Origin of the sequence: Brachyspira sp. (assembly GCF_029258575.1) — a bacterium.
GTDB lineage: Bacteria > Spirochaetota > Brachyspiria > Brachyspirales > Brachyspiraceae > Brachyspira.
In genome coordinates this window covers 26,207-41,580 of the sequence record NZ_JARHYI010000120.1, presented here as the reverse complement: position 1 = coordinate 41,580, position 15,374 = coordinate 26,207, and the positions used below count along the sequence as shown (strand labels likewise).

13 protein-coding genes are annotated in these 15,374 nt (G+C 27.1%); 10 read left to right on the top strand and 3 right to left on the bottom strand.

The annotated features are described in order from the left end of the window. The first annotated feature begins 241 nt into the window (after positions 1 to 241). Positions 242 to 1,423, top strand: a complete 1,182-nt coding sequence (locus Q1J76_RS09385; protein WP_300369806.1) for a restriction endonuclease subunit S — start codon at positions 242 to 244, stop codon at positions 1,421 to 1,423. Positions 1,424 to 1,653: 230 nt separating this feature from the next. Here the strand turns inward: Q1J76_RS09385 and Q1J76_RS09380 are convergent, their stop codons facing one another. Further along, positions 1,654 to 2,526, bottom strand: a complete 873-nt coding sequence (locus tag Q1J76_RS09380; RefSeq protein ID WP_300369805.1) for an Rpn family recombination-promoting nuclease/putative transposase — start codon at positions 2,524 to 2,526, stop codon at positions 1,654 to 1,656. A gap of 367 nt (positions 2,527 to 2,893) precedes the next feature. Between Q1J76_RS09380 and Q1J76_RS09375 the strand changes: the two genes are divergently transcribed. From Q1J76_RS09375 to Q1J76_RS09355, 5 genes are all read left to right on the top strand, one after another. Then, entirely contained in the window at positions 2,894 to 6,046 is a 3,153-nt protein-coding gene (locus tag Q1J76_RS09375; protein ID WP_300369804.1) for a type I restriction endonuclease subunit R, read from the top strand. A gap of 3 nt (positions 6,047 to 6,049) precedes the next feature. Continuing rightward, positions 6,050 to 6,748 carry a M48 family metallopeptidase gene (locus Q1J76_RS09370; protein ID WP_300369803.1) on the top strand — a complete coding sequence of 233 codons (699 nt, stop codon included), beginning with the start codon at positions 6,050 to 6,052 and terminating at the stop codon, positions 6,746 to 6,748. Between the two features lie 59 nt (positions 6,749 to 6,807). Then, positions 6,808 to 8,262, top strand: a complete 1,455-nt coding sequence (locus Q1J76_RS09365) for a DUF4026 domain-containing protein (RefSeq protein WP_300369802.1) — start codon at positions 6,808 to 6,810, stop codon at positions 8,260 to 8,262. 224 nt (positions 8,263 to 8,486) lie between these two features. Further along, positions 8,487 to 9,455: a beta-ketoacyl-ACP synthase III gene (locus Q1J76_RS09360; protein ID WP_300369801.1), complete on the top strand. Its 969-nt coding sequence runs from the start codon at positions 8,487 to 8,489 to the stop codon at positions 9,453 to 9,455. Positions 9,456 to 9,806: 351 nt separating this feature from the next. Continuing rightward, complete coding sequence (locus tag Q1J76_RS09355) at positions 9,807 to 9,932, top strand: hypothetical protein (RefSeq protein ID WP_300369800.1); 126 nt, start codon at positions 9,807 to 9,809, stop codon at positions 9,930 to 9,932. A gap of 99 nt (positions 9,933 to 10,031) precedes the next feature. Here the strand turns inward: Q1J76_RS09355 and Q1J76_RS09350 are convergent, their stop codons facing one another. Next, the gene (locus Q1J76_RS09350; protein ID WP_300369799.1) at positions 10,032 to 10,457 is read right to left on the bottom strand and encodes an Hsp20/alpha crystallin family protein; all 426 of its coding nucleotides are present in this window, start codon (positions 10,455 to 10,457) and stop codon (positions 10,032 to 10,034) included. A 52-nt stretch (positions 10,458 to 10,509) separates the two neighbouring features. Next, complete coding sequence (locus tag Q1J76_RS09345; protein WP_300369798.1) at positions 10,510 to 10,965, bottom strand: Hsp20/alpha crystallin family protein; 456 nt, start codon at positions 10,963 to 10,965, stop codon at positions 10,510 to 10,512. Positions 10,966 to 11,335: 370 nt separating this feature from the next. Here Q1J76_RS09345 and Q1J76_RS09340 point away from each other — a divergent pair, with 370 nt between their 5' ends. The 4 genes from Q1J76_RS09340 to bioA are packed head-to-tail and all read left to right on the top strand — an operon-like array spanning position 11,336 to position 15,358. Next, positions 11,336 to 12,313, top strand: a complete 978-nt coding sequence (locus Q1J76_RS09340) for a biotin--[acetyl-CoA-carboxylase] ligase (protein WP_300369797.1) — start codon at positions 11,336 to 11,338, stop codon at positions 12,311 to 12,313. After that, complete coding sequence (gene bioB / locus Q1J76_RS09335) at positions 12,314 to 13,315, top strand: biotin synthase BioB (protein WP_300369796.1); 1,002 nt, start codon at positions 12,314 to 12,316, stop codon at positions 13,313 to 13,315. 10 nt (positions 13,316 to 13,325) lie between these two features. Next, positions 13,326 to 13,991 (top strand): dethiobiotin synthase, encoded by a 666-nt coding sequence (bioD, locus tag Q1J76_RS09330; protein WP_300369795.1) that lies wholly within the window; start codon positions 13,326 to 13,328, stop codon positions 13,989 to 13,991. A gap of 20 nt (positions 13,992 to 14,011) precedes the next feature. Further along, the gene (gene bioA, locus Q1J76_RS09325) at positions 14,012 to 15,358 is read left to right on the top strand and encodes an adenosylmethionine--8-amino-7-oxononanoate transaminase (protein ID WP_300369794.1); all 1,347 of its coding nucleotides are present in this window, start codon (positions 14,012 to 14,014) and stop codon (positions 15,356 to 15,358) included. Positions 15,359 to 15,374 lie beyond the last annotated feature (16 nt).

Genomic DNA, 15,374 nt, shown 5'->3' with positions numbered 1-15,374 from the left:
TCTTTATTCTTCAAATCTTCGTTCATTTCAATAAATTTAATCATAATAGAACTCCTATATTTTATTTAGTCCGATTATATACGATATATTGAATTAAGTAAATACACCATTTTTTAATAATTTATACGATTATTTAATTTTTAAAAAGTAAAAAACTAATATCATAATAGTTTTAAATTTTTTACATATCATATTATAATATTTTTAAGAATTGCATATTATATTTAATAGAGGCGTATTTATGAAAAATACACATTTGCCGACAGGCTGGCAAGAATTTAAATTGAAAGATATAGGTGAAATATTAGGAGGAGGTACTCCAAGTACGAAAAATGAAAAATATTGGAATGGTGATATATTATGGCTAACACCTACAGAAGTAACAGCTTTAAAAACAAAATATTTATATGATACGGAAAGAAAAATCACAGAATTAGGATTAAAAAATAGTTCCGCAAAAATTATAAAACCTAATTCTTTAATTATATGTACGAGAGCAACTATTGGGGATTGTTGTATAAATAAAAAAGAAATATCAACAAATCAAGGATTTAAATCTATTATTCCAAATATAAATCATAATGTACTATTTTTATATTATCTCATAAACCATAATAGAAATCATTTAATATCAAATTCCTCAGGTAGTACATTTTTAGAAATATCAAAATCAAATTTAGAAAATTTAAGTTTCTACTTTCCACCCCTAGAGGAACAAAAACGCATAGCGGAAATTTTATCATTATGCGATGAAGTAATAGAGAACCTTATGAATTTAATAGAAAAAAAAGAGCTTTATAAGAAAGGTGTAATGCAAAGACTCTTAAGCGGTGAAGTGCGATTTAACGGTTTTAATGATGAGTGGCAAACTGTGAGGCTTGGGGATATTTTATCTTCTGGTTCAAAAAATAGAGTTAATGATACTTCAAAATATAAAAAAATTACGATAAAGCTACATAATAAAGGAATAGAATTTGCAAATATTGAAAGAAAAATGGCAGATAAAAGACCTTTTTATATTAGAAAAAAAGATGAAATTATTTTAGGAAAACAAAATTATTTTAATGGGAGTATTGCAATAGTAAGTGAAGAATTTGATAATACAATATGCTCAAATGCTATAATGAGTTTTACAGTCAATAAGTGTTGTAATAATAAATTTCTATATTTCTCATTATCAAGAGAGTCATATATGAAAAGATATTATCATCTTGCTAATGGAACAGGACAAAAAGAATTATCCGAAAATGATTTTTTAAATTTTACTCTATTAATTCCAAGCCTAGAAGAACAAAAGAAAATTGCTGAACTCATTTCTGTAATAGATGAGGAAATAGAAAATCTTAAAAAGCAGCTCGAGCTTCGTAAACAGCAGAAGAAAGGATTAATGCAGAGGCTTTTAACGGGGGAAGTGAGGATTTAAATTTTTATAATTTTTCTTTTACTTTATCTAAATCTTTAACTGTAAAAAACTCTGAAAGAACTGCTGAAAAATTACCGGAGAAAAAACAGCTGTTCTTTCATTACTTTATATATTCATTAAAAAACTTTATTATTATTATAACCAAAAATAAAAAAAAGTAAATTAATACTGCGTATTCTTTGTACGGTCTTAATAATGAAGAGATTAAGATTATATAGGAGAATTCATTTTTATAATTTTTCTATTTCTTCTATGCTGAGACCTGTATTTCTGCTTATGAATTCTATATCTAATCCTGACTTTTTTAAATTCTCTGCTGTTTTTATTATTCCTTCCTTTATTCCTTCCTTTATTCCTTCCTTTATTCCTTCTTCTCTTTCTCTTTTAAGCATTAAAGTCTGACCGTATAAAAAAGCATCACGGGCATTATAAACTTCCATCTCTTCTTCACTTGATACAAATCTCTCATATTTATCTATTACTTTAGGCATAATATTATTAAGCTCCTTTAGTTTTTCTTTGACTTTATATAAATCCTTAACTGTAAAAAACTCTATCCAAGATAATATTTGATTTCTTTTAATATCATCTATAGATGAATTATTTAATATTTTTGAAAATCTCGGTATTTCTATGATATGCATCTGAATAATATCTAATGATACATTATGATTTTGAGTATCTGTTAATTTAAAGCATCTATGAGCTTTGCCCTCATCATTAAAGTCCATATTGAAATTGACAAAATTGATACTTATTACCTGACTGATAATATCATAAGATTCATTTTCATTTAATTCGCTTACTATATTCTTTGAAATATAATAGTATATTCTTTTTACAAAATCTATATTTCCTGATAATTGTATTTCTATAATGATTTTTTTATTGTCTTTAGTAATAGCTTTAACATCAAGTACGGATTCTTTAAGATTAATATTTTCAGGCAGATTATGTGGATTAATTATTTCTAAATTATGAACCTCTTCAAAGCCTGAATCTGTAAGCACAGAATTCACTATATTTTCAAGTATATCTTCATTACCAATAGAGCCTAAAAGATAGCGCACAAAGTAATCGTTCATTCTGTTAATATTTCTCATATAAAAATTATAACAAAAAGACAATAAAAGTAAATTATCAGATTTTCTTTTTATATTATATAAAAAATATTTATATACAGCGGAATATAATTAAATCATGTACTATGTTTGTATATAAAATCTTTTTTCTTCGTTCTTTTTTGTAAAAGAAGAAGTCAAAAAACGATTTTATTATTGTTATGCTCTCCGAAACCGTATTACTTAAGAATTAATTTTTATCTCTAGGATTGCATTATAATATTTTTTAGCTTTTTATTATTATAATTCATTGTATAATGAAAAGTAATCAGCCACACGTACATAAGGCGTTTGATAAGAATAAGAAATACGGTGAGGAATGCCAGTACGGCGAGTACAGGAGTTTTTTATGAATAAACAATACAGCGAAAGAGTTTTGCAGGATAAAGTTATAGAGCTTTTTAAAAATATGGGATATCAGTATATAAGCCCTGAAGATGCTCTAAAAGAAAGAGATAATAATACAGCAAATGTGATGTTCAAAAATATATTGGAAGAAAAACTTAAAGAAATTAATCACTTCATTTATGACGGCAAAAAAAATAAATTCTCAATAGATAATATTAAAAAGGCAGTTAATGATTTGGATGTTCCGCTTACTAAAGGATATCTCATCACCAATCAGGAAATCACAGAAAGAATTTTAAAAGGCGAATCATACAAAGAAAAAATCGGAAATAAACAGGGAAGTTTTAATATTAAATATATAGATTTTGATAACATAGAAAATAATGTATTTCATATCACAGAAGAATTCACAGTAAACAGAAGCTCTATAGATGAGAAAGAAAAAACAAGAAGACCAGATTTAATTGTATTTATAAACGGCATACCTTTAGCAGTGATAGAATTAAAAAAAGGAAGCGTAAACTCAAAAAATGCTATTGAGCAGATGATAAGAAATCAGGGCGAAAAAGAAATAAGAGAGCTTTTCAAATTCTCTCAATTACTTATATGTGCCAATGATGATACAGCAAAATATGGCACTGCAGGAACTTCTGAAAAATTATACAATGTTTGGAAAGATAAAGATAACAATAAAAAAAATAAATCAGCAAATAAAGAAGAAAGCAAAGTTATAAAAGAATTAAAAAAAATAGTAAAAGACAGAGTAATCAATGAAATAGATATAACATTATACTCATTATTTCAAAAGGAAAGATTTTTAGATATATTAGAATATTTTATCATATTTGACGGAACAGTAAAAAAAGTAACAAGATACAATCAATACTTCGCAACAAAAAAAATAATAGATAGAATTCAAAATAAAGATAATAAAGGAAAAAGACAAGGCGGCGTAATATGGCATACTCAGGGAAGTGGTAAAAGCCTTACAATGTCAATGCTCACTAAAATAATATCAAGAAAAATAAAAAACTCTAAAATAATAGTAGTTACAGACAGAGTTGACTTAGATGAGCAGATTCACAATACTTTCAAAAATACAGATATATCAGCAGAAAGAGCTTCAACAGGAGCCAACTTAATCAAATTAATAGAAAGTGGAAAAAGCATAATAACAACAGTAATAAATAAATTTGAAAAAGTATTCGACAAAAAAATAGTAATAGAAAACCAAGACATTTTTATTTTGGTAGATGAAAGCCATAGAACGCAGTACGGTAAGTTCTCCAATAACATGAGAAAAGTTTTTCCTAATGCATGTTATTTAGGATTTACAGGTACACCTTTATACAGAGCAGAAAAAAGCACCGCAGAAAAATTCGGAGGCTTTATAGATACATACACCATAAGAGATGCTTTGGAAGATAAAGTAATAGTACCTCTATACTATGAAAGCAGATTAATAAATCAGGTAATATACGATAAAGCAGGAATGGATTACAGATTTGATTTGATTACAAGAGATTTAACAGACAGAGAAAAAGAAGATTTAAAAAAGAAAAATGTTAATGAAAAAGTTATACTTGAAAGTGAACAGAGATTGATACTATTAGCAGATGATATATCAAAACATTATAAAAAGAATCTATCAAATACAGAGTTTAATGCTATGCTTGCCGTTTCAAGCAAATATGAAGCTCTGAAAATGAAGGAAATATTCGACATATATTATAGCCTAGAAACAGCAGTGGTTATATCTTCTCAGGCAGATGAGGGAGAAGATAATAAACAATATGGTAGTAAAAACGGTTCTGAAAAAAAACAGTATGTATCAGAAAAATGGAAAGAACTATACAGCAAATACTCAAATGATGAAACTAAATACACAGAAGAAATAATAAAAAGTTTCAAGAAAGGAAATATCGATATAATGATAGTAGTAGATAAACTGCTTACAGGTTTTGATTCTCCAAGAACTCAGGTTTTATATATAGATAAAAAATTAAAAGATCATGGACTTCTTCAGGCTATAGCAAGGGTAAACAGAACATATACAGGAAAAGATAATGGGATATTAATAGATTATAAAGGACTTCTAGGAAACTTGGATAATGCTTTAAATGCCTATGATGAACTTGCAAATTATGATATTGAAGATATTGAAGATGTTGTATTCGATATAAAAGAAAAGATTAAAGAATTCAAAAATGCTTATGAAGAATTAATAAACTTTCTCCCTGAACTTCTTTCAGATAATGCCTATGATATATGCCCTCCATTATTAAACGATGAAGATAAAAGAAAAAAATTCTATGAACTATTTTTAAACTATTCAAAACTTTTAAATATATGTCAGTTCAGTTGTCATTTTTTAGAGAGTTTTGATGATGAAGAAATAAAGAAATATAAAGACTTATTTAAAACCTCTGTAGAAATTAGAAATCGCTTGAGAATCACTCATCATGAGGCGGTAGATTTCAAAGAATATGAATCAAAAATGCAGAAACTTTATGATGAATTTGTAGGCACTGACAATAATGTTAAAGTGTTAAATAAAATACCAAGCATATTCGATACAGATTTTGAAAAAGAAATAGAGTTTCTAAACAAATCAAAATCCGATGCTGCATTAAGTGCTGCAAATAGTGTAATAAAAGAAAAAATGGAAGAAAACCCAGAAATGTACGGAAGACTTTCAGAAAAAATATTAAACATAATAGAAAGATATGAAAATAACAGAATAAATGAAGAAGAAAAACTTTTAGAGGCTATGGAAATAGTTTCAACAATCAAAGGCGAAAATGAAAAAGAAAATATTAAATATGATGAGCGTATAAGAAATAACAGATGTGCCAGATCAGTTTATGATAACTCAAAAAAATATATAGATAATGATGATACTTTGATAGACTTCTCTTTATTTGTTGATAAATTATTCCAATCACAAAGTAGCCGTCCCGATTGGCAGAATATGAAATCGATAAGAGATGAAATAGAAGGTAATATAGACGATAAATTATTAGAATTGGGAGAAAATAATCAGAAAATATTAAACTTAAGCAACAACAATGAAGAAATATTATCTTTTTTACAAATGATTCTAAAAATAGGATTAAATATATATTCAAATTACAGCGATAAAAATATTAAATGATATATGAGTGAAATAATAATAGAATACAAAAAAATCAAAAATATCTATATAAGAGTAAAGCAGGATTTAAATATATATGTTACCGCCCCAAAAAGAGTTAGCAAAAAATATATATATGAACTTATAGAAAAAAGAAAAGATTGGATTGAAGAAAAAAAAGAAGCTATAAAAAAGAAAAATATTTTTGATATAAGCCAAAAGGAATTAAAAAGTGGAAATGAACTATATTATCTCGGTAAAAATTATATGCTTAGAGTGTTGAAATGTAAAAAAGAAAATATAATACTTGCAGGCAGAATTATGTATATGTATGTTAATATAAAGGATAATGAAGAATTAAAAAATAGCGACATAAGAAAAAAACAGATTCTCCTTGATACATGGTACAAAAAAGAGGCTATAAAATTATTTGATTCATTATTAAAAAAATACTGTTCTATTATGAATTTGGAAATCAATACATTTACTGTTAAAAAATTAAAAAGTAAATGGGGATCCTGCGATATCAAAAAAAAGCATATAACATTTAATTTGGAGCTTATGAAATATCCTATTACAGCAGCAGAATACATCACAGTTCATGAATTAGCACATCTTATAGAGGCAAATCATAGTAAAAAATTCTATAATATAGTAAGTTTATATATGCCAGAATGGAAAAAATCAAAAATTATTCTTGATACATTTTTTAATAATTTATAACTTAAAAAAGTTGAAAAAAATACAAATTAAAATATAATAAAATGATAGAGGTAATAATAATGGATTATAATGAAAAATTATACAATGTATTTTCAAGCGGAGAACAAAGACTAGAATCATGGATGGCTGCCGTATTTACTAAAGAATATGATCATAATATGAGTATTAATGAACTTAAAGATATATTATCAGAATCTGATGAATATATGGTACTTGAAGTTAATGAAATAGATAAAAGCAATTATATAAGAGATAAATCTAAATGGGAGGTACAAATAAAATTACAGTATCTTCCTATGGTTATTGATGAAGATTATGAGGAACATGAATGCGGATGCAATCATAATAATGGCGAAGAACATGTATGTGGATGCAATCATAATAACGGTGAAGAACATGTATGCGGATGCAATCATGATGATGAGGAAAATAATGATGAACTTAGTTTCTATGTAGCTTTAGTTGATGCTTCAAGCGTTACTGAAAATGTATCTGAAATATTTTCTGTAAACACCGTAAGGGAAGAAGATTATAATGAGTCCTGCAAATGCCAATACGCTGTACATATATCTACAACATTTGATAATCACCCTCTTACAGACTATCAAAGACAATTAAGATTATTAGATAGTTTAGTTCCTGAATGTTCTATATTTTTAGATATGTCATGCTATACTGCTCATTCTGGAGATTGGCTTTCATATACTTCCACTTTTGCTCTTCCTCCTTCTTTGGATTATTTATTTACTATTCATGCGGTTTATGATGATGATAAGGATCCTAATAAAATAGAATATTGGTTCCATACGCATGGTTTATACAGAGTTGGTTCTATAGAATTGGAGATAGTAGGAGTTGAAGATTCTAATGCAGCTTTCGGACCGCTTCTAAATACTTGTGCTAAAATGTTTATAGAAAGAGGAGTTCCTGAACCTGGATTTAAATTCAATCCTGCTTATAATACTTATGTTTGCTGGTTACCTTGGCAGAAGGCTTTAAAAAAACTAAATATTGCTGATGATATTTCTGGAAGTGCTAAAGATAGAAATGACGGAATGCATAATACTCCTTCTGGTATTTTAGTTGCTGTAGATGATAAAGGAAAATATCATTCACTTGATTATTATAAAAATGAACTTACAGATAATCCTATGTTTATGATGAGCAATTTTGAAACTTCTCTTATGAGGGAAGCTGCTTTTGAAAAGTTAGAATATTTCTTAGAGCTTTTAAACAAAAATAAGGGTGATGAAAAAACTTCTTTCTTAGTGAAATTGGGATACGGTGAAACTGAAGAAAATCCTACTGATTTAGAGCATTTATGGTTTGATGTTCATGATTTCACTGATGATGGTTATTTTGATGCTACTTTAATCAATGAGCCTTATAAAGATTTGGATATGCATGAGGGTGAAAGAGGAATGCATAGTATAGAAAGACTTACAGACTGGACTATATATACAGAAGAAGGTCAGTATAATTCAGGTAATATTTATCTATTATTTAAGGAATAATAATAATCGATAAAATCATTAAGAGTTTCGGTATTTTTATACTTGAAGCTCTTTTAAAGCTTAATATATTACTATATAAGATAATTCTATATCAAAATATTCTTTATAGTACATATAAATGCACAAAATAGTTATTATTAGCTATAGATTTTTTTATTATTTCTAATAAACTTTTATAAGTAATCATTCTATATTTAAGTACATTAATAATAACGGAGAAAAGTATGATGAGAGCATATATAAAAAACATAGCCTATTATGTTCCTGAAAAAATATTAGATAATAAATATTTTGAAAGTATTTTGGATACAAATAATGAATGGATAATAACCCGAACTGGTATAGAAACCAGACATATGGCTAGAGAAGATGAAACTATTTTTGAGATGGGACTTAATGCTCTTAGAAATTTAGAAAAAAAAGGTGTAGACTTAAAAGAAGTTGATGCTATATTAGTTCCAACTGTAACAAAAGATTATATATTCCCTTCTATGGCAGGACAATTACAGAATGCATTAGGACTTAAACACTGCTTTGCTTTGGATCTATCCGCTGCATGTTCTGGATATATATATTCATTAAACACTGCTTCTGCATTAATAGAAAGCGGTCAATGTAAAAATGTACTTATAGTATCATGTGAAAAACTCACTAAAGATATTAATTGGAAAGACAGAGGTACTGCTATTTTATTTGGAGATGCTGCTACTGCTTCATTAATAACAACAAGAGATGATGGAAAAGGAATAATAGGAATTCATATGCAAAGTGAGCCTGATATGAGCATTGTACTTAATGGTGGAAGTGTTTGCCCTATAAGAGCTGATGATTTAGAGGCTCCTGAATTTAAAATACATATGGACGGTTCTGAAACTTTTAAAAGGGCTGTTACTGAGTTTTCAAATAGTATAGATAAAGTTTTAGAGAGTTCTGGTAAACAACTAAGCGATGTGAAATATTTTGTTCCTCATCAGGCTAATTTAAGAATAATGCAGGCTGTTGCTAAAAGAATAGGACTCCCTATGGAAAAAGTAAGTGTTGTGCTTAATAAATTTGGAAACTGTTCTTCTGCAAGTATAGGATTGGCTTTAACTGATGCCATAGAAAATAATAAAATAAATGACGGCGATCTCGTACTTCTTACAGGTTTCGGTGGAGGATTTACTTGGGGATCTACTCTTATGATTTGGTAATAATAAAATAGGCTTTATTATAAAAATTAAAAGGATAGTATTAATAAAATATTATCCTTTTTTTATTGCATTCTTTTATAGAATTCATTTCATAAAAGAAAAAATTTACAGTAGATTAAATATAGTATATATAGTAATAGATATAATATTATAAATAATTGAATTATTTTGTATTTTTTGCTAAATATAATCACTTCTATATTAGTATTGATAATAGGTAACATTTTAAAGCTATGACTTGGATTGGACTTGAATAATGCTGCAGCTGTTACAAAATAATTTGTAAATCCTAATATTATAGATACATTACTTTTAATTGTAGCTACAAATAGGACTCGATATTAATATGGAATGATACTTGGAATAGATGCTTTACTCAGTATAGTTAGAACTGCTTTAAATATATTAGGCGATTTATGTGCTACTGCTACCGTTACTAAATTTACAAAACAAATAGATTTAAGTAAATTGAAATAAATTTATTAAATAAAAATTAAAAGACATAAGTAAAATTATACTTATGCCTTTTATTATGGATTATATTTTATGATTTTAAAGCTTTATTATATATATTTCTTATGCTGTTTTAATTTCTATCTTTCTTTCATATTTTAGCTCTTCTTTCTTTGGAAGAGTAACGAGTAAAACGCCATTATCCAAATTAGCAGATATATTTTCAACATCTATACCTTTTGAACTGACATTAAAATTCTGCTCATAACTTGAAATTACCTCTTCCTTTGAATCTCCATTTTCTGCTTTAATCATCTTTTTTCTTTTAGCAGAAATAGAAAGTATATTTTCCTTTATACCTATTTCTAAATCTTCTTTTTTCACTCCGGGCATATCCATCTCTATAGTATAGTTCTTATCATCTTCCTCTATACTGTAGCTTGAATAATCATTATAACGATTATAATGATCGCAATTTCCTAAAGAGCTACATCTATTAGCATTTGATAATATTGAATGTAAAGCTGGTACAAATAATCTTCTTGACATATTTAATCTCCTTTAATCTTCATAATACAATTTTCATAAACCTATATAATTATTAAGCTATATTTATTTTCTTCTCATATTTAACTTCTTCTTTTTTAGGAAGAGTTATTTTAAGAACGCCCTCTGTCAAATTAGCTTCTATATTTTCAATATCAATCCCTTTAGTATTAATATTGAAACTTTGCTCATACTTAGAAACAACTATTTCATTATTGTTTTTATTCTCTTCATTGTTATCATTATTATCTATAACAACATTTGATTTATTTATTTTTTTACGTTCAGCATATATAGAAAGAACATTTTCTTTTATACCTATTTCTAAATCTTCTTTTTTCACTCCGGGCATATCCATCTCTATTGTGTAATTTTTATCATCTTCTTCTATATTATAATGAGATAATTTTCTAGTTTCATTATTATTATATAAATTACCGAATGCCTCATCAAAAGTTCTGAAATCATCTAACATAGAATGTAATTCTGGAAAAAATAATCTTTTAGTCATAATTAAAACTCCTTTTTTATATAAACTTTTATATTTCTAATTTAAAGCGATTAACTTTATTTTTTTATTGACTTTTAGTAAGTCTTTATCGCTTACAACATTATATATGCAATAACTATGCCAATTATTCTCCAGATAATGTATATTTATAAAACACTATTAATAATTAAATGAATATAATTAAGATATAGATTATAAACTATATAAAATATATATACACTATTATTTGATGTTTGTAGAACATTTATACAAAATATAAGCATTATATAAATTTCTGTTTAGTATATATACAAAATAGAACAAAGATTGTAAACCTATATAAAATATAAAGTTGACAATTATTATTTATTCTGTTATTATAATGATTATTATGAATAGAAATATTAAAGAAAATATAATATCAATATTGGAATCAAATAAAGGATTATTCATATCTGGTGAAAAATTGGCTAATGAATTAAATGTAAGCAGAACCGCTATATGGAAAGCTGTAAAAAATTTAAAAGAAGCGGGATATGATATTCATTCTGTATCAAATAAAGGATATGCACTTTCAAAAGAAACTGATATTCTATCATCAAAAATAATAAAAAATAATATGCCTAACTATTCTGATAAATTTAATTTTTTGATATATAAAACTGTAGAATCTACAAATATTATAGCAAGAGGAATGGCTATTAATGGAGCCGAAAGTGGTACGGTAATTATTGCTGAGGAACAAACTAGCGGATATGGAAGAAATGGAAAATCTTTTTTCTCACCTTATGGCACAGGCATTTATATGAGTATAATACTCAATTTAAAAAAAAAGAAATTTTTTAATAGATCACTTATAACAACTGCAGCAGCTACGGCTGTTTCAAAATCTATAGAAGAAATATCCAATAAAAATACTCAAATAAAATGGGTTAATGATGTTTTTATCAATGAAAAAAAAGTATGCGGAATACTTACAGAAGGAGCTTTCAGTTTTGAAGATGGAAGATTAGAATATGCTGTTATAGGTATAGGTATAAATGTACATTTTCCAAAGAATGGTTTTCCAAAAGAAATTGACTCTATAGCATCTTCTATCAATACAGAAAATAATGCTGATATAAGAAATATTTTAATAGCCAAAATATTGGAATACTTGTATGAATATTATTTTAACAATGTAGCTTTTTATGATGAATATATAAAACGTTCATTTTTAATCGGAAAGGAAGTTTCTATCAATGTAGATAATAAAGATTATACAGTAAAAGTTTTAGATATAGACAGAACTTTTGCACTTATAGTAAAATTTCAAGATGGTAAGGTCGATAGACTTGTATCAGGAAGTATAAATTACAGGGGAGTATGAATGAGTAATATAGAATCAATTATAAAAAATGAAATATCTCTTGAAGAGCTAAAACAAAAAATTTTGAATGGATATAATATCACAAAAGAAGAAGCTATAAAATTAGTAGATGCTCCTTTAGAAACTTTATGTTTTTTAGCAAATAGAATAAGAAAACATTATTGTTCTAATATATTTGATATGTGTTCTATAATAAATGCCAAAAGTGGAAAATGCTCAGAAAACTGCAAGTTCTGTGCTCAGTCATCTCATTATGAAACAAATTGCGAAGATTATAATTTATTAGATAAAGAAAAAATATTAGAACAGGGAAAAAGTGATTTTGATAAAGGAGTTTTAAGATACTCTATAGTAACATCAGGAAGAGCATTATACAGCGAAGAAATGGATAAAGTTTATGAAGCTTTAGAAACTCTTAATGGAGAAACTGACGGATATATATGTGCTTCTTTGGGATTACTTGATGAAGATGGTTTTAAAAAAATGAAAGAGGCTGGTTTAAAAAGAGTACATAATAATTTAGAAAGCTCAAGAAATTTCTTTCCGAATGTATGCACAACACATACTTATGATGATAAGATTAACACTATAAGAGCTGCACAAAAAGCTGGAATAGTTGTATGCAGCGGCGGTATTATGGGTATGGGAGAAACTTGGGAGGATAGAATTGATATGGCTTTGGAATTAAGAGAGCTTGGAATAATGTCCATACCTGTTAATATGCTCAATCCAATAGAAAATACCCCTTTTGAAAATATTGAACCTCTTACTGAAAATGATATGAGAAGAATTGTAGCTATTTATAGATTTATAAATCCTAAAGCATTCATAAGGCTTGCTGGAGGAAGAGGACTTTTGAAAGATAAAGGAAAATCATGTTTTTCATCTGGAGCTAATGCCGCTATAACAGGAGATATGCTTACAACTGCTGGAATATCAATAGAAACAGATAAAAAAATGGCTGAAGAATTAGGATACAAAATTCAATTAATAGAAGACTGAGAAAATTATTATGACTAAAGCACTTTTTATAACCGCAACAGGAACAGATATAGGAAAAACTTATATATCAGCATTAATTGCAAAATCATTAAAAGATAATAATTTGAATGTTGGTTATTATAAGGCAGCATTAAGCGGAAGCAGAGATAAAACAGATAGCGATGCTTGGTATGTAAAAGAAAAAGCTGATTTATTAGATTCTTATAACGAAATGGTATCTTATAGTTATAAGCATGCCTATTCCCCTCATTTAGCAGCACAAATTGAGGGGAATCCTCCTGATATAAAAATCATAAAAAATGCCTATAAAAATATATCAAAAAAACATGATTACATGATAGTAGAGGGAAGTGGCGGTATAATATGTCCTATAAGATATGATAAACATCAAAAAATATTTTTGGAAGATATAATAAAAGAATTAAATATACCTTCTATTATAATTTCAGATGCGGGACTTGGTACTATCAATTCTACTGTTCTTACAATAGAGTATATGAAAAGCAGAAATTTAAAAATCAATGGAGTAATATTAAATAGATTCAATATATCAAATGTGATGCATGAGGATAATAAAAAAATGATAGAAGATATTACTAATATAAAAATTGCTGGTGTTGTTGTAAATGGTATTTTAAAATTAGACGAAAGAAATTTAGAATCGCTTTTTGAATGAATTAACCATAAGGATTTTTTATGACATTAGAAGAAAAAGATTTGAAATATATTTGGCATCCTTGTTCACAAATGAAAGATTATGAAGAGCTTCCTCCTATAATTATAGAAAGAGGAAAGGGAATATATCTTTATGATAAAAACGGAAAAGAGTATATTGATATTGTAAGTTCTTGGTGGTGTAATTTACTCGGTCATTGCAATGAAAAAATAAATGCTAGTATAAAAACTCAGCTTGAAAAGTTGGAGCATGTTATATTTGCTAACTTTTCTCATAATGGAGCTATTGAATTATGCGAAGAACTTGTAAAGATAATACCAAAAGGACTTACAAAATTCAATTTCTCGGATAATGGCTCATCATCTGTGGAAGCTGCTTTAAAAATGGCTTTTCAATATCAGCATCAAATAGGTAATACTAAAAAAACAAAATTTATGTGTCTTACTGATGGATATCATGGTGAAACTGTAGGAGCATTATCTGTAGGAAGTTTAGATTTATATGCTAAAATATACAAACCTATGTTAATGGAAACTATACATATAGAGGCTCCTGATTGCTATAGATGTAAATATAATCTTAGCAGAGAAAAATGCAATTGCGAATGCTTTGAAGATGCTGAAGAAAAATTTGAAAAGTATGCAGAAGAAGTTTCTGCTGTTATAATAGAGCCTTTACTTCAAGCAAGTGCGGGAATGAGAATATATCCTCCACTTTATTTGAAGAAATTAAGAGAGCTTTGCAATAAATATGATGTAATTTTTATAGCTGATGAAATAGCTACAAATTTCGGAAGAACAGGTAAAATGTTTGCATGCGATCATGCTGAAATAAGCCCTGATATAATGTGCATATCAAAAGGGCTTACAGGCGGATACATGCCTATGGCTATAACAATCACTACAGATAAAATATACAATGCCTTTTATGCTGAGTATAATGAAGGTAAAGCTTTTATGCATAGTCATACCTACAGTGGAAATCCCCTTGGCTGTTCTGCTGCTCTTGCCGTACAAAAAATTTTGAGAGAACATGATATTATAAATAAAGCAAAGATAAGAGCAAAATATTTAAATAATCAGTTAAAAGAAAAATTAGAAGCTCATAAAAATATAGGAGAGATTAGAAATATAGGACTTATTAATGCCATGGAATTGGTAGCTGACAAAAATACTAAAGAGGGTTTCGATTCAAAATTAAGAATGGGATATCAAATATATAAGAAAGCTCTTAAAAGAGGTCTTTTATTAAGACCTTTAGGAAATGTTATTTATTTTAATCCGCCTTTAATAATAAATGAAGAAGAAATTGATAAGTCCATTAATTTATGCATATCTTCTATAAATGATATACTTGCAAATCCATAAATTAATTTCAATAAAA

Coding starts and splice junctions, on each gene's coding strand:
- Q1J76_RS09385 (WP_300369806.1), top strand. CDS start 242: ATGAAAAATACACATTTGCCGACAGGCTGGCAAGAATTTAAATTGAAA.
- Q1J76_RS09380 (WP_300369805.1), bottom strand. CDS start 2,526: ATGAGAAATATTAACAGAATGAACGATTACTTTGTGCGCTATCTTTTA.
- Q1J76_RS09375 (WP_300369804.1), top strand. CDS start 2,894: ATGAATAAACAATACAGCGAAAGAGTTTTGCAGGATAAAGTTATAGAG.
- Q1J76_RS09370 (WP_300369803.1), top strand. CDS start 6,050: ATGAGTGAAATAATAATAGAATACAAAAAAATCAAAAATATCTATATA.
- Q1J76_RS09365 (WP_300369802.1), top strand. CDS start 6,808: ATGGATTATAATGAAAAATTATACAATGTATTTTCAAGCGGAGAACAA.
- Q1J76_RS09360 (WP_300369801.1), top strand. CDS start 8,487: ATGATGAGAGCATATATAAAAAACATAGCCTATTATGTTCCTGAAAAA.
- Q1J76_RS09355 (WP_300369800.1), top strand. CDS start 9,807: ATGATACTTGGAATAGATGCTTTACTCAGTATAGTTAGAACTGCTTTA.
- Q1J76_RS09350 (WP_300369799.1), bottom strand. CDS start 10,457: ATGTCAAGAAGATTATTTGTACCAGCTTTACATTCAATATTATCAAAT.
- Q1J76_RS09345 (WP_300369798.1), bottom strand. CDS start 10,965: ATGACTAAAAGATTATTTTTTCCAGAATTACATTCTATGTTAGATGAT.
- Q1J76_RS09340 (WP_300369797.1), top strand. CDS start 11,336: ATGAATAGAAATATTAAAGAAAATATAATATCAATATTGGAATCAAAT.
- bioB (WP_300369796.1), top strand. CDS start 12,314: ATGAGTAATATAGAATCAATTATAAAAAATGAAATATCTCTTGAAGAG.
- bioD (WP_300369795.1), top strand. CDS start 13,326: ATGACTAAAGCACTTTTTATAACCGCAACAGGAACAGATATAGGAAAA.
- bioA (WP_300369794.1), top strand. CDS start 14,012: ATGACATTAGAAGAAAAAGATTTGAAATATATTTGGCATCCTTGTTCA.